Source organism: Actinomycetospora sp. NBRC 106378 (assembly GCF_030269685.1).
Classification (GTDB): domain Bacteria; phylum Actinomycetota; class Actinomycetes; order Mycobacteriales; family Pseudonocardiaceae; genus Actinomycetospora.
In genome coordinates this window covers 14,314-37,349 of record NZ_BSTT01000018.1, presented here as the reverse complement: position 1 = coordinate 37,349, position 23,036 = coordinate 14,314, and the positions used below count along the sequence as shown (strand labels likewise).

General features: G+C 74.9%; 26 protein-coding genes. 15 read left to right on the top strand and 11 right to left on the bottom strand.

Annotated features, from left to right (window positions below; translation table 11 throughout):
* Positions 1–505: 505 nt before the first annotated feature.
* The 3 genes from QSK00_RS27020 to QSK00_RS27010 all read right to left on the bottom strand — a co-directional run bounded on the left by QSK00_RS27020 (position 506) and on the right by QSK00_RS27010 (position 3,427).
* Positions 506–1,693: an MFS transporter gene (locus QSK00_RS27020; RefSeq protein WP_285596001.1), complete on the bottom strand. Its 1,188-nt coding sequence runs from the start codon at positions 1,691–1,693 to the stop codon at positions 506–508.
* Between the two features lie 83 nt (positions 1,694–1,776).
* Complete coding sequence (locus QSK00_RS27015) at positions 1,777–2,745, bottom strand: LysR family transcriptional regulator (RefSeq protein ID WP_285596000.1); 969 nt, start codon at positions 2,743–2,745, stop codon at positions 1,777–1,779.
* Between the two features lie 25 nt (positions 2,746–2,770).
* Positions 2,771–3,427 (bottom strand): HAD family hydrolase, encoded by a 657-nt coding sequence (locus tag QSK00_RS27010; protein WP_285595997.1) that lies wholly within the window; start codon positions 3,425–3,427, stop codon positions 2,771–2,773.
* A 77-nt stretch (positions 3,428–3,504) separates the two neighbouring features.
* On the opposite strand from QSK00_RS27010, the gene QSK00_RS27005 reads away from it, so the two are divergent.
* Complete coding sequence (locus QSK00_RS27005; RefSeq protein ID WP_285595995.1) at positions 3,505–4,068, top strand: DUF5709 domain-containing protein; 564 nt, start codon at positions 3,505–3,507, stop codon at positions 4,066–4,068.
* Positions 4,069–4,073: 5 nt separating this feature from the next.
* Here the strand turns inward: QSK00_RS27005 and QSK00_RS27000 are convergent, their stop codons facing one another.
* Positions 4,074–4,430, bottom strand: a complete 357-nt coding sequence (locus tag QSK00_RS27000) for a TraR/DksA family transcriptional regulator (RefSeq protein ID WP_285595993.1) — start codon at positions 4,428–4,430, stop codon at positions 4,074–4,076.
* A gap of 201 nt (positions 4,431–4,631) precedes the next feature.
* Here QSK00_RS27000 and QSK00_RS26995 point away from each other — a divergent pair, with 201 nt between their 5' ends.
* The 7 genes from QSK00_RS26995 (at position 4,632) to QSK00_RS26965 (ending at position 12,255) form a co-directional block, all read left to right on the top strand.
* Positions 4,632–6,011 carry a protein kinase family protein gene (locus QSK00_RS26995; RefSeq protein WP_285595991.1) on the top strand — a complete coding sequence of 460 codons (1,380 nt, stop codon included), beginning with the start codon at positions 4,632–4,634 and terminating at the stop codon, positions 6,009–6,011.
* A 125-nt stretch (positions 6,012–6,136) separates the two neighbouring features.
* A complete protein-coding gene (locus QSK00_RS26990; protein ID WP_285595989.1) occupies positions 6,137–7,081 on the top strand; it encodes a fumarylacetoacetate hydrolase family protein in 945 nt (314 codons plus the stop codon).
* Positions 7,078–8,082 carry a cyclase family protein gene (locus QSK00_RS26985; protein WP_285595987.1) on the top strand — a complete coding sequence of 335 codons (1,005 nt, stop codon included), beginning with the start codon at positions 7,078–7,080 and terminating at the stop codon, positions 8,080–8,082. Before QSK00_RS26990 ends, QSK00_RS26985 begins: the two co-directional genes overlap by 4 nt.
* A gap of 5 nt (positions 8,083–8,087) precedes the next feature.
* Complete coding sequence (locus tag QSK00_RS26980) at positions 8,088–9,197, top strand: FAD-dependent monooxygenase (RefSeq protein ID WP_285595985.1); 1,110 nt, start codon at positions 8,088–8,090, stop codon at positions 9,195–9,197.
* 42 nt (positions 9,198–9,239) lie between these two features.
* Positions 9,240–10,175 (top strand): VOC family protein, encoded by a 936-nt coding sequence (locus QSK00_RS26975; RefSeq protein ID WP_285595983.1) that lies wholly within the window; start codon positions 9,240–9,242, stop codon positions 10,173–10,175.
* Positions 10,175–11,182: a fumarylacetoacetate hydrolase family protein gene (locus QSK00_RS26970; RefSeq protein ID WP_285595981.1), complete on the top strand. Its 1,008-nt coding sequence runs from the start codon at positions 10,175–10,177 to the stop codon at positions 11,180–11,182. Before QSK00_RS26975 ends, QSK00_RS26970 begins: the two co-directional genes overlap by 1 nt.
* Complete coding sequence (locus QSK00_RS26965) at positions 11,179–12,255, top strand: amidohydrolase family protein (RefSeq protein ID WP_285595977.1); 1,077 nt, start codon at positions 11,179–11,181, stop codon at positions 12,253–12,255. The genes QSK00_RS26970 and QSK00_RS26965 overlap by 4 nt, the downstream gene beginning before the upstream one ends.
* Here the strand turns inward: QSK00_RS26965 and QSK00_RS26960 are convergent.
* Positions 12,252–12,506, bottom strand: a complete 255-nt coding sequence (locus QSK00_RS26960) for a TetR/AcrR family transcriptional regulator C-terminal domain-containing protein (RefSeq protein ID WP_285595975.1) — start codon at positions 12,504–12,506, stop codon at positions 12,252–12,254. The genes QSK00_RS26965 and QSK00_RS26960 overlap by 4 nt on opposite strands.
* 242 nt (positions 12,507–12,748) lie before the next feature.
* Here QSK00_RS26960 and QSK00_RS26955 point away from each other — a divergent pair, with 242 nt between their 5' ends.
* Positions 12,749–13,582, top strand: a complete 834-nt coding sequence (locus QSK00_RS26955; RefSeq protein WP_352231174.1) for an FAD-dependent oxidoreductase — start codon at positions 12,749–12,751, stop codon at positions 13,580–13,582.
* Positions 13,583–13,595: 13 nt separating this feature from the next.
* Here the strand turns inward: QSK00_RS26955 and QSK00_RS26950 are convergent, their stop codons facing one another.
* Positions 13,596–14,339, bottom strand: a complete 744-nt coding sequence (locus tag QSK00_RS26950; RefSeq protein WP_285595973.1) for a trans-aconitate 2-methyltransferase — start codon at positions 14,337–14,339, stop codon at positions 13,596–13,598.
* A gap of 5 nt (positions 14,340–14,344) precedes the next feature.
* On the bottom strand, positions 14,345–14,920 hold the full coding sequence (locus QSK00_RS26945) for a hypothetical protein (RefSeq protein WP_285595972.1): 576 nt from the start codon (positions 14,918–14,920) through the stop codon (positions 14,345–14,347).
* A gap of 142 nt (positions 14,921–15,062) precedes the next feature.
* Between QSK00_RS26945 and QSK00_RS26940 the strand changes: the two genes are divergently transcribed.
* Positions 15,063–15,908, top strand: a complete 846-nt coding sequence (locus tag QSK00_RS26940) for an SAM-dependent methyltransferase (protein ID WP_285595971.1) — start codon at positions 15,063–15,065, stop codon at positions 15,906–15,908.
* Positions 15,909–15,911: 3 nt separating this feature from the next.
* Here QSK00_RS26940 and QSK00_RS26935 read toward each other — a convergent pair whose 3' ends face one another.
* Positions 15,912–16,361 (bottom strand): anthrone oxygenase family protein, encoded by a 450-nt coding sequence (locus QSK00_RS26935; RefSeq protein WP_285595969.1) that lies wholly within the window; start codon positions 16,359–16,361, stop codon positions 15,912–15,914.
* 79 nt (positions 16,362–16,440) lie between these two features.
* Between QSK00_RS26935 and QSK00_RS26930 the strand changes: the two genes are divergently transcribed.
* Positions 16,441–17,004 carry a TetR/AcrR family transcriptional regulator gene (locus QSK00_RS26930; RefSeq protein WP_285595967.1) on the top strand — a complete coding sequence of 188 codons (564 nt, stop codon included), beginning with the start codon at positions 16,441–16,443 and terminating at the stop codon, positions 17,002–17,004.
* Between the two features lie 9 nt (positions 17,005–17,013).
* A complete protein-coding gene (locus QSK00_RS26925) occupies positions 17,014–17,391 on the top strand; it encodes an NUDIX hydrolase (protein WP_285595966.1) in 378 nt (125 codons plus the stop codon).
* Between the two features lie 40 nt (positions 17,392–17,431).
* Here QSK00_RS26925 and QSK00_RS26920 read toward each other — a convergent pair whose 3' ends face one another.
* The 3 genes from QSK00_RS26920 to thyX form a co-directional block, all read right to left on the bottom strand.
* Entirely contained in the window at positions 17,432–19,111 is a 1,680-nt protein-coding gene (locus QSK00_RS26920; protein ID WP_285596127.1) for a ribonuclease J, read from the bottom strand.
* A 429-nt stretch (positions 19,112–19,540) separates the two neighbouring features.
* Positions 19,541–20,173 (bottom strand): TIGR03085 family metal-binding protein, encoded by a 633-nt coding sequence (locus QSK00_RS26915; RefSeq protein WP_285595965.1) that lies wholly within the window; start codon positions 20,171–20,173, stop codon positions 19,541–19,543.
* 44 nt (positions 20,174–20,217) lie between these two features.
* A complete protein-coding gene (thyX, locus tag QSK00_RS26910; protein WP_285595963.1) occupies positions 20,218–20,970 on the bottom strand; it encodes an FAD-dependent thymidylate synthase in 753 nt (250 codons plus the stop codon).
* Positions 20,971–21,013: 43 nt separating this feature from the next.
* Here thyX and QSK00_RS26905 point away from each other — a divergent pair, with 43 nt between their 5' ends.
* The 3 genes from QSK00_RS26905 (at position 21,014) to QSK00_RS26895 (ending at position 23,019) form a co-directional block, all read left to right on the top strand.
* A complete protein-coding gene (locus tag QSK00_RS26905; RefSeq protein WP_285595961.1) occupies positions 21,014–21,343 on the top strand; it encodes a YrhK family protein in 330 nt (109 codons plus the stop codon).
* A 69-nt stretch (positions 21,344–21,412) separates the two neighbouring features.
* Positions 21,413–22,096 (top strand): toxin-antitoxin system HicB family antitoxin, encoded by a 684-nt coding sequence (locus tag QSK00_RS26900; RefSeq protein WP_285595959.1) that lies wholly within the window; start codon positions 21,413–21,415, stop codon positions 22,094–22,096.
* The gene (locus tag QSK00_RS26895) at positions 22,093–23,019 is read left to right on the top strand and encodes a DUF4097 family beta strand repeat-containing protein (protein ID WP_285595957.1); all 927 of its coding nucleotides are present in this window, start codon (positions 22,093–22,095) and stop codon (positions 23,017–23,019) included. Before QSK00_RS26900 ends, QSK00_RS26895 begins: the two co-directional genes overlap by 4 nt.
* The last annotated feature ends 17 nt before the right edge of the window (positions 23,020–23,036 follow it).

Genomic DNA, 23,036 nt, shown 5'->3' with positions numbered 1-23,036 from the left:
CGCGACCGGCCGGGTGTCCTCTGCGTCCCACCCGACGACGAGACGTCACCGGTCGGGCTGCGGCGGATGGGGTGACGTCTGGGCCCGCCGTCGGACGGGCCGGCCCGGATTCAGTGGCACCGGGGCCACCTGAGTGCACCCCGTGCCACTGAAGTCGCCGGAGCACCGACCCGCACCACCCGCCGTCGTTCAGGGCCGGCGCTGCTTTCAGTGGCAACGAGGCACCGTCAGGGCTCCCCGTGCCACTGACATTCGAGCGGCACTACGGCCCATACGTCGCTGGTCGGGCTCCGGCACCGTTCAACGGGCCGATGAGTGACGTCTCGACCCGTCGTCGGCAAGGGCCCGCCCGGAATCAGTGGCACCGGGGCGACCTGAGTGCACCGCGTGCCACTGAATTCACCGACCCGCCGTCGGGAAGGGCCGGCGCTGCTTTCAGTGGCACTGCGGCACCGTCAGGGCTCCCCGTGCCACTGAATGCACCGACCCGCCGTCGGGAAGGAGATCAGGCGAGCCGGGCCGCCCAGCGACGGACGACCAGCGGCGCCACGCCGGCGACCACCGCGGTGAGCACCCCGAGCGCGAGCACCGCCGGGGAGAGGCCGCCGAGCGGGGCGGACGCGGCGAGCAGTACGAGCGGGCAGAAGAACTGGCCGATGAACATCGCGGCGGTCCACAGCCCGGTGCCGCGGCCGCGCTCGGCGAAGTCGAGGCCGGAGAGGGCCCAGGTGAGCAGGGTCGGGAGCAGGAGGCCGGTCCCCGCCGAGGCGATCACCGCACCGACGGCGATCACCACCACCGAGGAGGTCAGCCCGACCACGACGAGGCCGACCGCCGCCAGCCCCAGCGCGACCGGCAGCAACGCCCGGACGCCCCGGCCCGAGACGCGGCCGAAGGTGAACCCACCGGCGGCCGTCGCCAGCGACGCGACCGCACTGACCAGCCCGATCGTCGCGGTCGAGGTGACCCCGACGGAGGCCAGCACGAGCGAGAGCTCGGCGATCGGCGTGTAGAAGACGATCCCGCCGAACAGGGTGACCAGGCAGGGCACCGCGACGAGACGCCACGGCACCGGGGGCAGCGCGGCGGAGGGGGTCCGGCCGGTGGAGCGCACGAACACGGCGGCGAGCACCGCGATGACCAGGCTGCAGACGTAGAGGACGAACGGTGCCCGCCAGCTCACGGCGCCGAGCGCCCCGCCGAGGGCGAAGAAGGCGGTGGCGGCGAGGGTGGTCGCGATCGTCTGCCGGGCGAACCAGCGGTCCCGGACGGTGCCGGAGAAGAGGTCGGCGAGCAGGGTGGTGCAGGCGGTCATGATCGCGGCCTCGCAGATGCCCACCCCCACGCGGCTGGCGACGATCGCCCCGAGCGAGTCCAGGTAGAGCGGCGCGGTGCCGAACAGCGCGTAGACCACGAGCGCGACGACGAGCACCCGCTTGCGCCCGGCCGCGTCGACCAGCCGGCCGGCGATCGGGGCGAGCAGGCCGATCATCAGCGCCGGCGCGGTGAGGACGACGGGGACGAGGATCTCCACCCCGGCCGTCGTCGCGAAGGCCTCCATCATCCGCGGCAGCACCGGCGCGAGGAGCACCGAGCCGAGGATCGGCAGGCAGCTCCCGGCCAGCAGGATCGCGCCCTGCCCGGTCGCCCGACCCGTCGTCGGGGGCGCCCCCTGCTGCTGTGTGACCGTCACGGCCGACCTCCATGTCGCGCTCCGAGCGGGGCCGTGATCGGCACCACAGCGGAGTCTCGGGGCGCGGCGGGACTGATCGGAAATCACTCCGGTTGGGGGCGACCATCCACGCGGTCGATGCCGGGCAGCGTCCCGCACACCTCGGCGAGCAGGGCCCGCAGCCAACGGTGGGCGGGGTCGGCGTCGTACATCGGGTGCCACCAGAACGCCTCGACCAGGGGCGTCGTCGTGAAGGGGCAGGGCAGCGCCCGCACCCCGTCGTCGGGGCGCAGCCGCGCCGCGAGCCGCCCCTGCACGAGGGCGACGCGGTCGGTCCCGGCGACCAGCTCCGGGATCGGGTGGAACGACTCCACGACCACCTGGGCGCGCGGCTCGATGCCGTGCGCGCGGAGCTGCTGCGCGGCCGGGGTGAAGGCGGTCGGGCGGTGGTAGACGGTGACCCACGGCAGCGCGGCGAGGTCGTCGAGCGTCACGGTGTCGCCGACGCGGGGGTTGGACGCGGCGACCAGCACCACCCAGTGGTCCTCGTAGAGGTCGAGGAACGGCAGGTCGTCGATGAACCCGTGCGGGATGAACAGGCCGTCGACCGCCCGCAGCCGGTCGGCCGCGCCGACGATGTCCTCCGGGCGGTGGGGGCACAGGCGCAGCCGGGCGGCGGGCGCGGCGCGCGCGAACGTCGCGGCCAGCGGGGCACCGAGCACCGTCGTCGCGTAGTCGGAGACGAGCAGCGTGAACTCGCGGGTCGTGGCCGCGGGGTCGAAGTCGGGGGCCGCCGAGAACACCCGCTCGATGCCCGCGACGGCGGCCTCGGTGCGGTCGACGAGGCGGACCGCGAGCGGGGTCAGCTCGTAGCGGTTGCCGACCCGCGTGAGCAGCTCGTCGCCGAAGTGGCGGCGCAGCCGGGCCAGCGCCGCGCTGACGGCGGGCTGGGAGAGCCCGAGCGCGGCGGCCGCCCGCGTGACGTTGCGCTCGGCGAGCAGCGCGCGCAGCGACAGCAGCAGGTTGAGGTCGAGGTTGACCAGGCGGGTCACCGTCGACCGTTCCACCGTCACGGCACAGGCATACCGCATCCGCCCCCTACTGCGGGCTGGACACCTGCCCGCGCACGTGGTCGAGGAGCTCGGTCAGGTCGTGCGCGACGAACTCCGCGCCGGCCTCGGTGAGCTCGTCGGCCGAGAACCCGCCGGTGCGGACGGCGAGGAACGGCACCCCGGCGCGGACCCCGGCCTGCCCGTCCCACACCGAGTCGCCGACGAGCACCGCGTCGCGGCTGTTCTCCCGCTCGAGGGCGAGCTCGACGAGGTCCGGGGCCGGCTTGCTGGCCTCCACGTCACTCGAGGTGATCACGTCGTCGGCGTACGAGCGCCCGTCGATGAGGTCGAGGAAGTGCTCGGCGTGCTTGCTGCCGCCGGAGGTGGCGAGGACGATCTTCAGGCCCTGCTCGCGCAGCCCGCGCAGGAGCTGCTCGGTCTCGGCGAACGGGGCGACCTCGCCGATGAGACGGTCGAACTCCTCGGAGTGCTCGGCGCGCAGGTCGTCGCCGTGCGCGTCCTCGATCTCCTGGCTCGACACGTGCGCGACGAGCTGGTCACCGCCCATGCCGATGGCGCGGTGCAGGTGCCAGAGGGGCACGGTGACGTCGTGGCGGCGGAACGCCCGGTACCAGGCCACGGCGTGGTGGTAGTTGGAGTCGACGAGGGTGCCGTCGACGTCGAGGATCACGGTGTCCGCCATGGTCGCGGGGCTTCCCGACGGCGGGTCGGGCTCAATCGGGCACATCGGCGCGACCCGGTCGCGGGTAGCCGGGGCGGATGACGCACCCCGGAGAGCAGGACGACGCCGTGCCCGAGGAGCCCGATCTCGGCTCGGCCATCCAGCTGGAGAGCGGCGACACCCTCGACGGGCCGCCCGGAACCGACGCGATGGACGCGCTGACGGTGGCCCCGAACCGCCCCTTCGGCCTCGACGACCCCGACACCACCCCCGCCGGCCAACGCCACCGGGAGACCGTGGACGAGCGGCTCGCTCGTGAGATCCCCGACGACACCGTGGGGGTCGACGGGGTCTCCGCGGCTCCCGACCCGACCGCCGACGACCTCGGCAGCGAGGCCGGCGACGAGCGCGCCGGTCGGCTCGTGGCCGACGACACCGCCCCGGACACCCGCGCCACCGACGTCCTCGACGCCGACGACGCCGGGATGTCGGGCGGCGTGGCGGCCGCCGAGGAGGCCGCGGTGCACGAGATCGACGAGGACGAGCTCACCGCCCCCGGCGACCGGTCGGCCGACGGCGCCGGCGACGACCCCGGGACGGCCGGACCGGCCGCCCGGCTGCGCGACGACGAGATCGACCCGGGGTACCGCCCGTCGTCGTGAACCGGTCACCGGGAGGAGCGTTCGAGCTCCTCCTGGTGCTCGCGGCAGCGCTCGGCCTGCGGGCGGGCCTCGAGCCGCTCGGCGTCGATCTCGCGGCTGCAGACGACGCAACGCCCCCAGGACCCGTCGTCGATCCGGCGCAGGGCCGCGTCGATCTCCTCGATCTGACGGCGGGTGAAGTCGTCCATGGCGTCGGCGTCCATGAACTCCTCGACCTCGGTGCCGTAGTCCCCGGGGTGCTGCCCCATCGCACCCTCCTGCTCGACGGCGGGCTCGGGCTGCTGCTCCCGGTTGAAGTCGCCGACCTCGACGAGGCGTCGGCGCTCCTCGGTCAGCGTGCGTCGGGCCTCTTCGGCGTCCATGCGTGGCTCCCTCGGACTGGTGACGGGGGCCCCGGATACCAGCGACGGGCGGTGGCCACACGCCCTCTCGAATCGGTCGACGTGCGGACGGTTGGGCGCGATTCGACCGGGTTATCCGGCCGTCGGGTCCACGAGCGCGGCCGTCGTCCGCCGGGTCACGCCGCCCGGCCTCCCCCGCCGAGGAAGGCCGTCCCACCCCAGATGAGCGCCGTCGAGCCCTGCCACGACCACCCCGCCGAGATCCTCGGCCGCTACCACCTGGGCCCCGTGCTGCGGCGGTCACCGGGCTGTTGCTCCCACCGCGCGGTGGACCGCCTGCTGCGCCGGACCGTCTCGGTCACCATGATCGACCGTGCCGGGTCGCAGGACCTGACCTTGCCCGGGCAGTCGTGGCTCGACCGCTCGTCCGAGACCGCGGAGGTCTACGACGGCGGGTCGTGGCGCGGGCGGACGTTCCTGGTCACCCAGCACCCCGAGGCACGGACGCTCGCCGAGACGACGCCGCCGGCCGGACTGGACGTCGCCGAGGTCCGCGAACTCGGACTCGCCGTGGCCGGCGCCCTGGTTCCGCTGCACCGGCGTGGCCGCTCGCACGGCGGGCTCGGCCCGGGCACGGTGGCGTTCTCCGAGCGCGGCGCCGCGCTGTCCGACGTCGGGCTGCTGCCGTGGCTCGCGCAGTGGTCCGACCTGCGGCTGGACCCGCCGTACCCCGCCCCCGGGTCCGGGTCGGCCCCGGCGGCCGACGTGTACGCCCTCGGGCGGCTGCTCGCCGAACTCGGCCCGCCCCGCGTGCCCGCCGCCCTGCGTGCGCTGCTCGACGCCATGACGGCCGCCTCGCCGGCCGCCCGCCCCACCGTCGAGGACGTCCTGGAGCGCCTGCGGACCCTGCCGGTCCGGTCCCGACGACGGGGCGGCGCGGCCGCCGCCCGCGGCCGCCGGGCCGTGGTGGTCGCCGCCGCGGCCCTGCTGCTCGCGGGTGGCGCCGGACTGGGCGCGCTGGTCAACGCCTCGGGCGCGGGCTCCGCCGCGGCGTACGCCGCCGCCGTCGGGTCGACGCCCGTGCCGGGGCTGCCGCTGCCCCCCGCCGTCGCGACGGTGCCCCCGCTCCCGGAGCCCGCCCCTGAGCCGGTCCCGCAACCGGTCCCGCAGCCGATCCCGGAGCCCGTCGAGGCGGCCGCGCCGCGGGCGGCGGAGCCGGTGGGCTCGCAGGAGACCTCGGACGGCGCTGGCGGGCACGCGGCCGAGGCACGGGCCGCGCGCCTCGAGCACCGGTCGGACTCCGACGGTCCGGAGTCCCGGGTCCGGACCGACTCCGACCATGACGACCAGGCTTCCGACGACTCGGCCTCCGGCGACTCGGCCTCCGACGACTCGGCCTCCGACGACTCGGCCTCCGACGACTCGGCCTCCGACGACCGGACCCGGTCGGGCGACTCCGACCGTCGCGACGCCCCGGGGTCCGCCGGGGAGCGGCCCGACCACTCCGTCGGCCACCGGGCGGTCCGCCTCCTGGACCGGGTGTCGGAGTCCCTCTCCGACCACGCCCGGACGCACCGCGACCAGGACGACGACTCGGCCTGACGCGGGCGCCCGACCAGCGGGGATCGGTCCCGTCGATGCCCACCATCAGCACTTCGGCCTTCCGGGGCTCCTGAACCCGCGCGCAGAGTCGGGTGCACCACACCGACTCTCACCGCGGAGGGCCCATGATCAGGCTGGGGACGTTCTCGCGCCCCGGGGACGACCGCCGGTTCGCCGGGCTCGTCACCGAGGCGGACGAGGTGGTCGACCTCGCCACCACCACGGTGGCCCTGCTCGCCGACTGGGACGCGGCGCTCCCCGCGCTCGACGCCCGCGCGGACGAGCGCGGCACCCCGCTCGCGGACCTCGCCGTGCACGCGCCGGTCGAGCCCGGGCAGGTGCTGCAGTCGGGCGCGAACTACCGCACGCACGTCATCGACCTCGCGGCCGCGCACCACGCCGAGCGCGGCACGCGGCCGGACGCCGAGATCCGCGCCGAGGTCGCGGCCCTGATGGACCGGCGCGCCGCGGAGGGCACGCCGTACCTCTTCGTCGGGCTGCCGAGCGCGGTCACGGGCCCGACCGACGACGTCCCGATCCCGCCGTGGACGCAGCAGTTCGACTGGGAGCTCGAACTCGCCGCCGTCATCGGACGCGAGGCGTTCCGGGTCGGCCGCGCCGACGCCCTCGACCACGTCGCCGCGTACACGATCGCCAACGACCTCACCGCCCGGGACCAGGTGTTCCGCCGCGACATGCCCGAGATCGGCACCGACTGGTTCCGCGCGAAGAACGGCCCCGGCTTCACCCCGCTCGGCCCCTGGCTCGTCCCTGCCCGGGACGTCGACCCCGCCGACCTGCGCATCCGCCTCGAGCTCGACGGCGGGGACACGCACGAGGTGATGCAGGACGAGACGACGAAGGACATGCTCTTCGACGTCGCCGCCCTGGTCGCGGCCGCCGCCGAGATCACCCCGCTGCGCCCCGGCGACCTGGTGCTCACCGGCAGCCCCGCCGGCAACGGCATGGCGCGCGGCCGGCTGCTGCGCGACGGCGACGTGATGACCGGCTCGATCACCGGCCCCGGCGTCGACCTCGGCACCCAGCGCACCCGGGTGGTCGCGCCGTGACCGCCACCGTCGGCTCCACCGACCGCGCCGCGGTCCTCGCCGCCGGGTACGACCCGGCCGACCCCGAGGCGGCCGTCGCCGCCGTCGTCGCCCGCGTCTCCCGCTGGGGCCGCTGGGGTGCCGACGACGTCCTCGGCTCGCTCAACCTGCTGACCCCGGCCAAGCGGCTCGAGGGCGCAGCGTGCGTGCGCACCGGCGAGACGTTCTCGCTCTCCCAGCCGTTCGACGAGGCCGGCCCGCAGCACGGCTGGAAGAAGCGCACCAACCCGGTGCACACGATGCTCGGTACCGGCCACGAGGCCCTCGACGGGGAGTTCCCGCACGGCATCGGCGGCGCCGACGACGTGATCGCCATGCCCCTGCAGTGCTCCACCCAGTGGGACGGGCTCGGCCACATCTTCGACCACGGCAAGGCCTGGAACGGCCGCGACGCCGCCGAGGTCGTGCGGGTCGAGGGCGACCGCGTCACCGGCATCGAGACGGCCGCCGCCCACCTCGCCGGCCGCGGGGTCCTGCTCGACGTCGGGCGCGTGCTCGGCGACGAGCGCGGCGAGCTGCCCGACTCCTTCCCGATCACCGCCGACGACCTCGAGACCACCCGGGTCGCGCACGGCGTGGTGATCCGGCCCGGCGACATCGTCTGCGTCCGCACCGGCCAGTACGCCCGGACCCGTCGCGAGGGCTGGGGCACCTACGCGGGCGGGCCCGCCCCCGGGCTGTCGTTCACCACGCTCGACTGGCTGCACGACTCCGACGTCGCGGCGATCGCCACCGACACCTGGGGCGTCGAGGTCCGGCCGAACGAGTTCGACGTCGCCTTCCAGCCGCTGCACCAGGTCGCGATCCCGCACCTGGGCCTGTTCCTCGGCGAGATGTGGGACCTCGACGGCCTCGCCGAGGCCTGCGCCGCCGACGGCCGGTACGCGTTCTTCCTGACGGCGGCCCCGCTGCGGATCACGGGCGCCGTCGGCTCCCCCGTCAACCCGATCGCGGTGCGGTGACCATGATGATCGGCTCAGCACTCGTCGTCGGCGGCGGGGCCGCCGGGGCGGCCGCCGCCATCCTGCTCGCCCGCGCGGGCGTGGCCGTCGACCTCGTCGAGGCCACCGCCGACGTCGGGTCCGCCGGCTCCGGCATCACCCTGCAGGGCAACGCGCTGCGGGTGTTCCGCGAGCTCGGCGTCCTCGACGCGATCCTCGCCCACGGGTACGCCTTCGACGAGGTCGGCCTGCGCACGCCCGACGGGACCGTCCTCGCCGTCATCCCCGACGCCCGCACCGGAGGGCCGGACCTGCCGGCGACGGTCGGGATGCCCCGCGCCGTCATGGCCACGCTGCTGCTGGAGCAGGCCGGCGCCGCCGGCGCGAAGGTGCGGACGGGCACACGGGTCACGCAGGTCGCGCCCGACGGAGGTGCGACCCTGGACGACGGGACCCGCGGGACCTGGGACCTCGTCGTCGCCGCCGACGGCCTCAACTCCCGCATCCGCGCCCGCCTCGGCATCACGACGACGCCGGAACCGGTCGGCATGGGCATCTGGCGGGTCTTCACGACGCGGCCCGAGAGCATCACCCGCACCGACCTCACCTACGGCGGCGCCGCCCACATCGCCGGGTACTGCCCGACCGGCGACGACTCGATCTACGCGTACCTCGTCGAGGACGCCACCGACCGGACCGACCTCGGCCCGGAGGACCGCCTGGCGACGATGCGGGAACTCGCCGCGCAGTACGGCGGGCCGTGGACCGAGATCCGCGAGCGCATGACCGACGCCGACCGGGTCAACTACACGTGGTTCACCCACCACCTCGTCGACGGGCCGTGGCATCGCGGGCGGGTCGTGCTGGTCGGCGACGCCGCCCACTCCTGCCCGCCCACCCTGGCCCAGGGCGCGGCGATGGCCCTGGAGGACGCGAGCGTCCTGGTCGACGAGCTGACCGGCCACGAGGAACTCGACGCCGCGCTCGCGGCCTACGCCACCCGCCGTCGGGAACGGGCCGGAGCGGTGGTGAGCGGGTCGGTGCAGCTGGCGCGCTGGCTGCTCGACGCCGACCCGCACGCCGACGTCCCCGGCCTCATGGGCCGCACCTCCGCGCTGCTCGCGCAGCGCCCCTGAGTTCGATCCCCCGTCGCTTCGCTCGCCCTTCCCGGAGCCCCCATGGACCGCCTGATCACCCACCTCCGGCACGTCGACCTCGGCGTGCCCGACTTCGACCGCCAGCTCGCCTTCTACACCGACCTCTGGCAGCTCGTGCCCGAGACGACCGACACCGGGATCGCCTTCCTCGCGGCGCAGGGCTCGCCGGAGCAGTACCAGGTGCGGCTGCGCGCCGACGCCGAGAAGCGGGTCGACCTCATCGCGTTCGGCGCGGAGACCCCGGCCGACGTCGACGCGCTCGCCGAGAAGCTCGGCCGCGAGGGCGTCACCCTCGTCTCCACCCCGGACAAGCTCCAGACGCCGGGCGGGGGCTACGGCTTCCGGTTCTTCGACCTCGAGGGCCGGACGATCGAGGTGTCCGCCGACGTCGCGCTCCGGGCCCACCGGAAGATCGAGGAGGGCGAGTCGGTCCCGGTGAAGCTCTCCCACGTGGTGATCAACTCGCCGCAGCCGGAGGCGCTGGTCGCCTGGTACGACCGCCACCTCGACTTCACGCTCTCCGACACGCTGTTCTCCCCGCACATGGGCGAGATGATGTATTTCCTGCGCTGCAACCCCCAGCACCACTCGCTGGCGATCGCGCGCTGCCCGCACGTGTCGCTGCACCACGCGTCGTTCGAGCTGCGCGGCATCGACGAGTACATGCGCGGCACCGGGCGGCTGCTGCGCGCGGGGGTGGAGAAGGTGTGGGGCCCGGGCCGGCACCTGGCCGGGAACAACACGTTCTCCTACTTCCTCGACCCGCAGGGCAACACCGTCGAGTACACGACCGAGCTGGAGTGCCTCGACGAGGACACCTGGCACCCGTCGCTGCACGACTTCACCGACCCGATGGTCTCCGACCAGTGGGGTACGGCGAACCCGATGAGCGAGTTCGTCGCGAAGAAGTCGTTCAACGACCCCGACCGCGGCGTCTTCGTCGCCCCCCCGGTCTGATGCGGATCGCCACGGTCCTCCTTCCCGACGCCGGGGCGGTGCGGGTCGGGCGGGTCGTCGACGACGCCGTGCACGTGCTGGACGCCGCGGACTCGGTCCTGGACCTGCTGCGCGCGGGGACCCTGCTCGAGGCGGGCGAGGCCGCGCTGTCGGCGCCGGCCGTGGCCCTCGACGACGTGCGGCTGCTCGCCCCGCTGCAGCCGCCCACCGTGCGGGACTTCGTGACGTTCGAGGAGCACGTCGAGGGCATGCGGCAGCTCGCCGGTGTCCCCGACGCCTGGTACGCCGCGCCCGCGTTCTACTTCTCCAACCCGTACGCCACGCTCGGCCCGGCGGACGACGTCCCGATGCCGCCGGGCTCGGCCGTCCTCGACTTCGAGCTCGAGGTGGCCGCGGTGGTCGGCCGCACCGGTCGCGACCTCACCCCGGAGCAGGGGGCGGCCGCGATCGCGGGGTTCACGATCATGAACGACTGGTCGGCGCGGGACCTGCAGGCCGCGGAGATGCAGGTCGGGCTCGGGCCGGCGAAGGGCAAGGACACCGCGACCACCCTGGGACCGTGGCTGGTCACCGCCGACGAGTTCAGCGACCTCGACCTGGCACTGGAGGCGCGGGTCGACGGTCGGGTCGTCGGGACCGACCGGCTCTCGAACATGGGCTGGACGTTCGGTGACCTGGTCGCGTACGCCTCGCGGGGCACCGAGGTCCGCCCCGGCGACGTGCTGGGCTCGGGCACCTGCGGACACGGCGGGTGCCTCGGCGAGCTCTGGGGCCGCGGGGTGTCGCACGACGAGCTCCCGCCGCTGCGGCCGGGCAGCGTGGTCTCCCTGTCGGTCGAGGGCATCGGCACCCTGACCAGCCGCGTGGTCCCGGGCGTCGAGCCGACCCCGATCCCGCGGGCCCGTCCTCAGCCCCGTGGCCCCTCCCCTCGTGGCAGGAAAGCGTCGTTGCTGCCACCGGACGACAGCAACGACGCTTTCCTGCCACCGGAGAGGGCACACCGATGAGCGCCGCCAGCCCTGCCAGCCCCACCAGCCCCGCCAGCCCTGCCAGTCCCACCACGGACGTCCACGCGCACCTGCTCGTGCCGGCCGCTGAGGCGCTGGTGGCCGACCGGCCCGAGCTCGGGGCGGCCCGTGCCGTCGAGGGCCGGGCGGCCGGGGCGGCGAGCAGTCGGGTCAACCGCGAGCAGATCGCGGCGCTCGGCCTCGCCCTGACGCGCCTCGACCACCGGCTCGCGGCCATGGACGCGGCGGGCGTCGAGCGGCAGCTCGTCAGCCCGATGCCGATCCACCACCCGTGGGCCGACCGTGACCTCGCGCTCGCCTACGCGGACGCCGTCAACACCGGCGTGCTCGAGCACTGCGCCGGCGCCCCCGACCGCCTCCTCGGCCTCGGCACCGCCCCGCTGCAGCACCCCGACCTCGCCGTCGACGTGCTGCGGTCGGCCGTCCGCGACGGGCTGCGCGGCGTCGAGGTCTCCACCCACGTGACGGGACCCGACGCCCGCCGTCGGGAACTCGACGATCCCGACCTCGCCGGCTTCTGGGCCGCGGCGGCCGAGCTCGAGGCGGTCGTCTTCGTGCACCCGTGGGGCTGCACCCTCGGAGAGCGGCTCGACGTCGGCTACCTGTCGAACACGGTCGGGAACCCCGTCGAGACGACGGTGGCCCTCTCCCGGCTGGTCGCTGCCGGTCTTCTCCCGACAGAAGGGCAGCACGCCGATAGGGGGGTGCGGTTGCTCGCCGCGCACGGCGGCGGCTTCTTCCCGTCCGGCACGGCCCGGCAGGACCACGCCTGGCACGCCCGGCCCGACGACCGGGCCGCGCCCGCGCCGCCGAGCACGGCGCTGCGGCGGATGTGGTTCGACGCGCTCGTCTACACCCCGGAGGCGCTGCGGCACCTCGTCGCGACGGCGGGCGCGGACCGGGTGCTGCTCGGGACCGACTACCCGTTCGACATGGCCGTGACCGACCCGCTGGACCGGCTCGCCGCCGCCGGGCTGGACCCGGCCGACGCCGAGGCGATCCGGGGCGGGAACGCGGTCGAACTGCTGGCCCCGGCGCGGGTGGAGGCCTAGCGCCGATCACCGTGGAGGGCGGCGACGCCGGTCAGGATGAGGTCGACGCCGGCGAGGAACTGCGCGCGGTCGTCGGGCTCCGCGAGCGCGGACGCCGCCCGGTTCAGGCGCGGGTACCGGGCCGGGTCGAGCCGTTCCCACTCGGTGGCGACCATCGCGAGGAACGTCTCCTGGCCCTCCTGCCGCTCGGCGAGGAGCCGGGCGTCGGCGGCGTTCTGACCGGCGACCCCGAGGACGTAGTTGACGGCCACCGACGACGTGCTCGCCCGCGCCCTGGACGGGGTCGCCGGTCCCGACCCGCGGCAGACCCTCCGGGCGCTCGCCCTCGCCCTGTTCGACGCGATCGCCGCGCACCCCTGGGCCGGCGGCCGCCGGACTGGGCGACGCGTTCGCCGACCTCGTCCTGCCCGGGCGCGAGGCCTACCGCATCCTCGACCGGTCGGGGACCGTCCTGCTCGACCTGCCCGACGAGAACCGCGGCGAGAACCCCGAGGTGCAGCGCGGGGAGCTGCGGTCGGTCCTGCTCGACGCGCTCCCGGCCGGCACGGTGCGTTGGGGACACCGGGTCCGCGCCGTGCGGGACCGGGGCGCGGGCCGCCACGAGCTGACCCTCGCCGACGGCGCGACGCGGGACACGGACGTCCTGGTCGGCGCCGACGGCGCGTGGTCGCGGATCCGCCCGCTGCTCTCCGACGCGACGCCGACCTATGCGGGCGTGACGATGGTCGAGACCTATCTCGACCGCGACGGCGAGCAGCACCGGGCGGCCGCCGCCCTCGTCGGCGGCGGCACGACGCTCGCCCTCGCCCCCGGCCGCGGGATCATGGTCCACCGCGAACGCTTCGGCCGACTGCACGCCTGGGCCCAGATGCTGGTGCCGCCGGACTGGGCCGACGGCCTCGACGGCACCGACCCCGCCGCCACGACGGCCCGCGTCGCGCGCGAGTACGACGGCTGGGACACGGCGCTCACGGCCCTGATCACCGGACGGGGCACGCCGCCGGTGGTGCGTCGCATCCACACCCTGCCGGCCGGGCACCGCTGGGAACGCACGCCGGGCGTGACACTGCTCGGCGACGCGGCCCATCTGCAGCCGCCCAACGGCGAGGGCGCCAACGTCGCGATGCTCGACGGCGCCGAGCTCGGCCGTGCCCTGGCCGCGCACCCGGACGACCCCGAGGCCGCCCTGACCGAGTACGAGCGGGACCTCTTCCCCCGGGCGGCCGCCGCGGCGACCGAGTCCGACAACTACCGGCGCCTCTTCGGCGACGACGCGCCGCACGGGCTGATCGCCGACTTCGACGCGGCGCACCGGGCCGCGGCGTGAGGGCGTCCGAGGGCTACCGGCGGGCGACCAGGAAGATCCGGCGGAACGGGAACCAGGTGGAGCCGTCGGGGTTCGCCGGGTAGGCCTCCCGCAGCCGGGGCGCGAGGACCTCGACGAAGTCGCGGTACGCCGCATCGGACAGGGCGTCGCGCACCGGGCGCAGCGCCGTCCCGGAGATCCAGCGCAGCACCGGGTCCTCCCCGGTGAGGCGCTGCAGGTAGGTGGTCTCCCAGACGTCGACCGCGGACGCGCCCGCCAGGTCCCCGGCGTACTCCGCGGGCTCGGCGACCGTGGCGGCGTCGCGCAGCGGCACGTCGAACCGGTCGGCGACCTCGCGGGCGAGCACGTGCGACGGCGCGGTGAAGTTGCCGGGGACCTGCACGGCGAGCCACCCGGCGTCGGGAAGGGCGTCGACCCAGCGACGCAGCAGCGCCCGGTGGCCGGGCACCCACTGCAGGACGGCGTTGGAGACGATCACGTCACCCTCCGGCGACCAGCTCCCGACGTCCTGGCGGGTGGCGTCGACGCCGCGCTCCCGGGCGGCGGCGACCATGTCGGGCGAGGAGTCGAAGGCGGTCACGCGGGCGTCGGGCCAGCGCGCCGCGAGCACGGCGGTGAGGTGGCCCGGCCCGCACCCGGCGTCGACCACGTGCCGGGGTGAGCGGGCCCCGACCCGGGCGAGGAGGTCGACGAACGGACGGGAGCGGTGGTCGTCGAAGTCGAGGTAGAGCGCGGGATCCCAGGAGGTGCTCGCCACGCGACTCACGCTACGCCCGCGATGATCAGCACCAGCCCGCTCACGCCCGCCCCGAGCACCCCGCCGACGATCACCTGGGCGAGCGTGTGCGCGGTCAGCCGCAGCCGGGCCCACCCGACGACGGGGACGGCGAGCCAGGCGAGCGCCCACCAGCCACCGCCGAGCAGCGTGAGGACGGCGGCCGCCGCAGCCACGACCGCCGTGTGGAAGCTGACCTTCCACCACAGCGTGACCGTGGTGGCCACCAGGACCGTGACCAGCACCGCGACCTGCAGCGCCACGATCGCCCGCGGCGCGCCGGCCAGCCACAGCACGCCGAGGCCGACGAGCACCGACAGCGCCGCGAACCCGAGCGGGACGGCCCGCTGCTCACGGCGGGAGAGGTGGTGGTCGGTGTAGCGGCCGCGGCGCACCCCGACGTCGACGATCGCGGCCGGGATCACCACCGTGAACACCATCCCGAGCAACGACCACGCGATGCCGGGCGGCCCGGCCGCGAGGGCCCCGACCACCGGGTAGAGCACGGCGAGCAGGAGGGTCGGTGAGCTCACCGCGCTGACCCGGGTGGCGAGGACGGTCACCCCACCAGTGTCGGTCAGATGCTCACGGTCGGGGCCGGAGCAGCCCCTCGGGCGACATCGTCGCCCGAATTCACTCGTTCGTGGGCTCACGACTCGACGTGTCGTGGCGACATCGTCGGTGAGCACGTCCGAAGGAGTGAGCATGCAGGTCGAGTACTTCCCCGCGCCGCCGCCGCCCGGCCCCCGTGACCCGCGGAGCCTCCCGCACGACGCCGGCCTGGAGCTGGACTCGATCGTCTCCACCGCCGCCGACCTGGAGCTGCCGAACTTCGCGCGCACCGTCGACGTCCTGCTGGGCGGGAGCGCCAACTTCGCGGTCGACCGGGAGGCCGCCGCCACGCTGCTGCGGATCGACCCCCTGGTGGAGGCCCGCGTCCGGGCCAACCGCGCGTTCGTGCGCCGGGCCGTGCGGTACGCCCACGCGCAGGGCATCGACCAGTTCCTCGACCTCGGCTGCGGCATCCCGTCGAACCAGTCGGTGCACGGGTTCGTGCACGCGGTGAACCCGGCCGCCCGCGTCGCCTACGTCGACCTCGACCCGGTGGTCGTGGCGCACGCCCGCGAGCTGGTCGCCGGCACGCCGGAGGTCAGCGTGACCTGGGGCGACCTGCGCGCACCCGACTGCGTCCTCGCCGCCCCCGAGATCGACGGCTCGCTCGACCCGACCCGTCCGATCGCCCTGCTCGTCTGCGGGGTGCTGCACTTCGTGCACGACGACGTCGCGGCTCTCCTGCGTCGGTGGCGGGATCTGCTCGCCCCGGGGAGCCTGATCGCGGCGACGCACGCCGCCCCCGTCCACCCCCGGGCGGCCGCCGTGCTCGACGGCACCTACAGCCGGGGCCTCGCCGGGTTGACCACCCGCAGTCGCCGCGCGATCCACGAGGCGCTGCAGGTCGTCGGACCCGTCGTCGACGTGGTCGACTGGCCGCGGGGCGGCGCGGGCGGGCGCTACGCGCTCGACCACCTCGGCGCCGTCGGCGCGGTCTAGCCCTCAGAGCGCGAGCAGCCCGATCGCGACCGCGGCGAAGGCCGCGACGAGCAGGGCCGTCCGCAGCACGTGCAGCCGGTCCCAGCGCGCGAGCTGGTCCCGCCAGTCGGCCGGCGCCCCGCCCTCGCTCCAGGTCCGAGCCCGGTCGTTGATCGGCACGAGGAACACGACCGAGAGCACGACGGCGACGACGAGGAGACCGGCCCCCACCCCGACCGGGGCCACGGCCGCACTCCCCCACGCCAGGACGATCCACGCGACACCGAGCAGCAGCGCGCCGACGTACCAGAACGGCATCACCCGCCCCAGGACCCGCGCCCCGTCGCTGCGTGCCGCGAGCCCGGCCGTGCCGGGCATCCGGTCCATGATCGGGTTGACGAACACGGCGACCGCGAACTCGACACCCACGAGCACGCCGACCACCACCACCGTCAGCACGGCGAGTACGTCCATGCGAGCCTCCGCCTTTCTAGCACTGCTAGGAACACGGGCGACGCTACAACACTTCTACTAGCACTGCTAGATTCGCCTGGTGACGACGCAGGAACGCAGGGCGCGCGAGCGGGCGGACCGACACGGGCGGATCATCGCCACGGCCCGCGAGCTCGCCGAGGAACAGGGCTGGGACGCCGTCACCACCCGTCGCCTCGCCGACCGCATCGAGTACAGCCAACCGGTGCTCTACGGCCACTTCCCTGGTGGGAAGGACGAGATCGTCGCCGCCGTGGCGCTGGAGGGGTTCGACGAGCTGGCCCGGACGCTGACCACCGCCGTCGGGGGTCGGTCCGGCCGCGACGGGGTCGCCGCCCTCACCGACGCCTACCTCGACTTCGCCGCGTCCCGCCCGGCGGTCTACACGGCGATGTTCGACCTCGCCGCCCTGCCCTTCGCCGCCGACGAGACCCCCGCCGTCCTGCGGGCGGGCTTCGAGGCGGTGCGCGCCGCGCTCGGGGGCGACGACGAGCTCGCCGAGGTCGGGTGGGCGACGCTGCACGGGCTCGCGACCCTGCGCCGGGCCGGGCGCGTGCCCGCGGCGACCGAGACCCATCGTCGGGAACGGGTGGTGGACCTCCTCGATCCGGCCCGGGCGCGGTAGGAAGGCCGCATGAGCCGGGCCAACCACCTCGTCCTCGCGGTGGTGGTCGCCCGCCCCGGCCTGCTGTTGCTGCACCGGCCCGGCGAGACGCCGCCGGCGGTGCTGCCGGGCGGACGCCCCGAGGCCCGGGAGTCGGTGGGCGCGACGGCCGAGCGCGGGTGCCTGGAGGAGACCCGCGTGCGCATCCGTGCCGGGAAGGTCCTCGGGCGCGACGTCGTCGACGGGATCGCGACCACCTACGTGGCCGCGCGACCTCTCGTCGAGCCACCGGCGGACCAGGTCGCCGTGAGCCTGCACGTCGCCTGGTACCGCCCGGAGCAGGTCGACCTGGTGCTGCCGGACCTGCCGTCGTTCGTCCGAGGTGCGCTCCGCGCTCGTGAGCACTAATCCGTGCCCTGGCACGGATGAGTGCTCACCTGAGCGAAGCTCACACGGGCAGCACCGTCGGCACGATCATCGGGCGACGGCGGTAGGTCTCGCCGACCCACTTGCCGACGACCCGGCGGACCGCCTGGGCGATGCGGTGGGTGTCGGTGATGCCCTCGGCCTCGGTGCGCGAGAGCTCCATCTCGACGAGCGAGACCACGTTCTCGAGCGCCTTCGGGTCGTCGGAGAACCCGCGGCCGGAGATCCGCGGCGGGGCGACGGCCCGGCCCGTGGCGGCCTCGACGGCGACGGTGATGGCGATGAAGCCGCCCTCGCCGAGCACGAGGCGGTCGGAGAGCGTCGACTCGCCCACGTCACCGACCTGGTTGCCGTCGACGTAGACGTGCCCGACCTCGACGCGGCCGACGATGGCCGCGTTCTTCTCGACGAGGTCGACCACGACGCCGTCCTCGGCGATGACGACCCGCTCCGCCGGCACGCCCGTGCGCCGGGCGATCGCGGCGTTGGCCCGCAGGTGGCGCCACTCGCCGTGCACCGGCATGACGTTGCGGGGGCGCAGCGCGTTGTAGAGGAAGAGCAGCTCACCGGCGCTGGCGTGCCCGGAGACGTGCACCTTCGCGACGCCGGAGTGGATCACCTCGGCGCCCAGGCGGGTCAGGCCGTTGATCACCGCGAACACGGCGGTCTCGTTGCCCGGGATCAGCGACGACAGCAGCACGACCGTGTCGCCGGGCGTGATCGTGATCTGCCGGTGGTCGCCGCGGGCCATCCGACCCAGGGCCGAGAGCGGCTCGCCCTGCGACCCGGTGGAGACGAGCACGACGTCGCGCTCGGGCATCGCCAGGGCGTCGTCGAGGTCGACGAGCAGGCCCTCGGGGATGTCGAGCAGGCCGAGGTCGGCGGCGATGCCCATGTTGCGCACCATCGAGCGGCCGGTGAAGCAGACCTTGCGCCTGTGCTGCTGCGCCGCGGTGAGCACCTGCTGGACGCGGTGCACGTGGCTCGCAAAGCAGGCGACGATGAGGCGGCTCGGGGCCTTGCGGAACACGTCGTCGATCACCGGCGCGATGTCGCGCTCCGGGGTGACGAAGCCCGGGACCTCGGCGTTCGTGGAGTCGATCAGCAGCAGGTCGACGCCCTCGTCGCCCAGCCGGGAGAAGCCGGCGAGGTCGGTGAGCCGCCCGTCGAGGGGCAGCTGGTCGAGCTTGATGTCCCCGGTGTGCAGCACGGTGCCGCCCGGGGTGCGGACCGCGACGGCCAGCGCGTCCGGGATCGAGTGGTTCACCGCGAAGAACTCGCAGTCGAACGTCCCGTAGTGGCTGCGCTCGCCCTCGCGCACCTCGAGCAGGTGCGGGGTGAGACGGTGCTCGCGGCACTTCGCCTCGACCAGCGCCAGGGTGAACCGCGACCCGACGATCAGCAGGTCGGGCTTCTGACGCAGCAGGAACGGCACCGCGCCGATGTGGTCCTCGTGCCCGTGCGTGAGCACCAGGGCGTCGACGTCGTCGAGCCGGTCCTCGATGGCGCGGAAGTCGGGCAGGATCAGGTCGACGCCGGGCGAGTCCTCCGAGGGGAAGAGCACGCCGCAGTCGACGATCAGCATGCGGCCGCCGTACTCCAGCACCGTCATGTTGCGGCCGACCTCGCCGACACCGCCGAGCGCGACGACGCGCAGGGCCCCCTGGGCGAGCGGCTTCGGGTGGGCGTCGGGGGCGGGCACCGACTGGGTCGGGGTCCCGGTCGCGCCGCAGTCGTGGTCGTGCTTCGGGGCCTGCGTCTGCTGCGTCTGCTGCTGTTGTTGCTGTTGTTGCTGGCCGCCGCCGTTGCGGCGGCGCTGCGCGGTCGATCGACTCACCGGGCGACCTCGGTCATGGCGTGGGAGATGGGTTCCTCCTAATCGGGGGGCGGCTCCCGGCAGGCGTGTTCACGACGCCGGGCGCGCGGGCAGCCGCCCGCGGGTGCGGCTGCTCGGCAGCCGCGGGACGTGTGTGGTGGCGATGACCGGCGTCGCGCCTCGTCGGCCGCCTCGGGCCGGGGTCCACGTTCGCAGTCATGCCGATCTCACCGTACCGCGAGGAGCCCTGCCGTGCGGCGCACCGGTCGGGCCTGCGCGGTGAGGTCGGCGACCGTCACCCGTCCGGAGGCGTCGTCAGAACCCGCGGTCGGTGCCCTTCACGGCCGCCACGTCGGCGGGCTCGCCGGAGAACGACACCACGGCCTGCTCCCGGCCGGCGGTGAACAGCAGCAGCTCGCCGGGCTCGCCGAGGATCGTCACGGTGCGCGGGCCGCTCTTCACGGCGTGCTCCGCCCCGTCCGGGCGCTGCAGCGTCACCCCCACCGGGCTCGACCGGTAGGCCATCCGTCCCAGGAGTCCGAGCTGCGACCAGAGGATGCCGTCCCGCTCGTCGTCGGCGGGCCGGGGCGACCAGCCCTCCTGGGCACGCCGCACGTCCTCGTGGTGGATGAAGTACTCCTGCACGTCCACGCCGACGAGGAAGGGGATCGCCAGCGGGCTCCACAGCGGCGGGCCGCTGCGGATCGCGGCGATGTTCGTCCCGTAGTCCTGGGCCGCCGCGCGGGCCTGGACCCGCTCGGTCCAGAACGACAGCGGCTTGATGAGGATGCCGGGCGCGGCGTCGGGCCGGCGCTCACGGATCACCAGGTGGGCGAGGAGGTCGCGGGTGGTCCAGTCCCCGCAGAGGGTCGGCGCGTCGGGTCCCTCACGCAGCAGCGAGTCGGCGAGGGCGTTGCGCTCGGCGGCCGCGGCTGATGCTCCACTCATGCGCGTTCCCTACCCGGTCCGCCGGGCGGTCTACCCCTCGGCGCCTACCCCTCGGCGACGAAGGGGCTGGACGCGACGCGCGACCCGCCGGGCAGCTCGCTGACGACGAAGTCGGCGAACACGTTGGGCACCTCGGCCTGGAGCGCCTCGAGGCACGCGATCGCGAGGTCTCGGATCTCGACGTCGGCGTGCTCCGAGGCACGCATCGCGATGAAGTGCCGCCAGGCGCGGTAGTTGCCGGTGACGACGATGCGGGTCTCGGTGGCGTTCGGCAGCACCGCGCGGGCGGCCTGCCGGGCCTGCTTGCGGCGCAGGGTGCGGTTGGGCTCGTCGGCGAACCGCTCCTCCAGCCCGGCCAGCAGCTTCTCGTAGGAGGCGAGCGCGGCCGCCGAGGCCTCCTCGAACAGCGCGTGCAGCTCGGGGTCCTCCGCGATGACGGCGGGCTCGACCATCGCCGCGTCCGACTCCGGCACGTAGCGCTGCGAGAGCTGCGAGTACGAGAAGTGCCGGTGGCGGATGAGCTCGTGGGTGAGGCTCCGCGACATCCCGGTGAGGTAGAAGCTCACCGTGCCGTGCTCGAGCACCGAGAGGTGCCCCACCTCGAGGATGTGGCGCAGGTAGCCCGCGTTGGTGGCCGTCGCCGGGTTCGGCTTGCTCCACGACTGGTAGCAGGCCCGCCCCGCGAACTCCGCCAGCGCCTGACCGCCGTCGGTGTCGGTCTCCCACGGCACGTCGGCCGGCGGGACGAACTCGGTCTTGGCGATCAACTGCACCCGGGGCGTCACGGTCTGGGCCACGGGCCCACGGTAACCGGCCCCCGTGATCGGGCGTTACCCGCACATGGCGACGCCCCCGGTGCCCGACGACCCGAACGACCCGAACATCACGATCTCGCTCGCGGGACGCGAGATCACCATCCGCGACCGCTACGAGACGGCGAGCATCGTCAACGACGTCCTCATCGCGATCGAGTTCTTCGTCGGCTCGTTCTTCTTCTTCTCGTGGTTCGAGGAGATCGCGCCCAAGGACGTCGGGGTGTGGCTGTTCGTCGTGGGCAGTGCCCAGCTGATGATCCGTCCGGCGATCCGTCTCGCGCGCCGCGTCTCGCTCCGTCGGATGGCGGCCTCCTCGGGGTCCGGGGGCTACCACGCGGACCCGCAGGACTTCTGACACCACCCGTGGTGTCCGCCGACGGCGGAATCGCTTGTGGTGGTGTCGCTCTGGTGTCACTGTGGTGGCATGGACCTCACGCCCTACGTCACCGCGTTGCGGGACGACCTCGCCGCGGCGGCCTCCGTGGGCGACGAGCAGACCGCCCGGGCCGGCACCGCGCTGGCCGGGGCCCTCGAGCCCGCCGTCCGCCTCGCCCTGCAGAACGCCCTGTCCGACCTCACCACCGAGATCTCGGAGAAGCTCGGCGACCGCTCCGTCTCGCTGCGCCTGCGCGGCCGCGAGGTGGAGGTGGTCGTCGACCGCGAGGAGGGCGGGCCCGAGGCCGCGGAGGAGCCCGCGTCCGGGTTCTTCGCCGGCCCGTCCGCGAGCCCGTTCGCCGGGCCCGGCGGCCCGTTCCGCCGCCCCGGTTTCGACGCCCCCGGTGCCGCAGGCCGGGGTGCCGACATGGGCGACATCTCCCGCATGACCCTGCGCCTGGTCGACCAGATCAAGGGCCAGGCCGAGCAGGCCGCCGCCGCCCAGGGCATGTCGCTGAACTCCTGGATCTCCCAGGCCGTCCAGGGCGCGCTGCGCGACAACCTCGGCCAGCACGGCCGCCGCCGCTGGGAGGGCGCCTGGGACCCGCAGCGCCGGTCCGGCGAGGCACCCGAGCCGCCGCCGGCCCCGGACGCCGGCTCCGGTCCCGGGGAGAAGCCGGACGACGGTCCCGACGACGGCGGCTCGGGCGTCTCCGGGTGGGTGCGGGGATGAGCACGCGTCAGGAACGCTTCATCGCCGCGGGTCCGGCCGAGCTGCTGGTGGAGATCGACGCCGGGCGCGTGGACGTCCGGCTGGATGCGGCCGGGGAGGTGCGCGTCGAGGTCGTGGCCGATCGCGAGGGCGCGCCCGGCTGGGTGCAGGGCCTCGCGGGTCTGGTCGACGCCGCCGGCGGGCTGGAGCGCCGCTTCGGGTTCGACCTGGGTGCGATCTCGGGCCTCGGGGTGCGCCGCGACGAGACACCCGAGGAGCGGGCCGAACGGGCCGTGGCCGAGACGACCGTGGAATGGGTCGACGGACGGCTGCACGTCCGTTCGCCCCGGGAGGTCGCGCTGCGCACCGTCCCGCTGGCCGTGACGGTGCACGCGCCGGAGACGTCGGCGGTGACGGTGCGGGCGGGCGCGGCACCGGTCGACGTCGCGGGCCGGCCCGGCGCCGTGGAGATCGGGACCACCGGCGCGGTCTCGCTCGACCGCGTCACCACACGCTCGCGGGTCAAGTGCGGCGCCGGGGACGTGACGGTCGGGCGGGTCGAGGGCTCGCTGCGCGTCACCGGCGGCGCCGGTGACGTGTTCCTCGACGAGGTGCACGCGGGCGTCGAGGTCGTGACCGGCAGCGGCTCGGTCACCGCCGGCCGGGTCGCGGCCGACCTCGCCGTGCGCTGCGGCAGCGGGGACATCACCGTCCGGGACGCCTCGTCCGGCGACCTCGACCTGACGACCGGTGCGGGCTCGGTGCGGGTGGGCGTCCACGCCGGGGTCGACGCCTCGGTCGACCTCCGCTCGGCGGCGGGCACGGCGGCGTCGGACCTGCCGGTGACCGCCACCCGACCGGAGGCGGACCCGTCGTCGGGAACGGTGCACATCCGCGGCCGCGCCGCGGCGGGCGACACCCGCGTGGTCCGCGCGGGCGCCTGAACGCGCGAACGGCACTC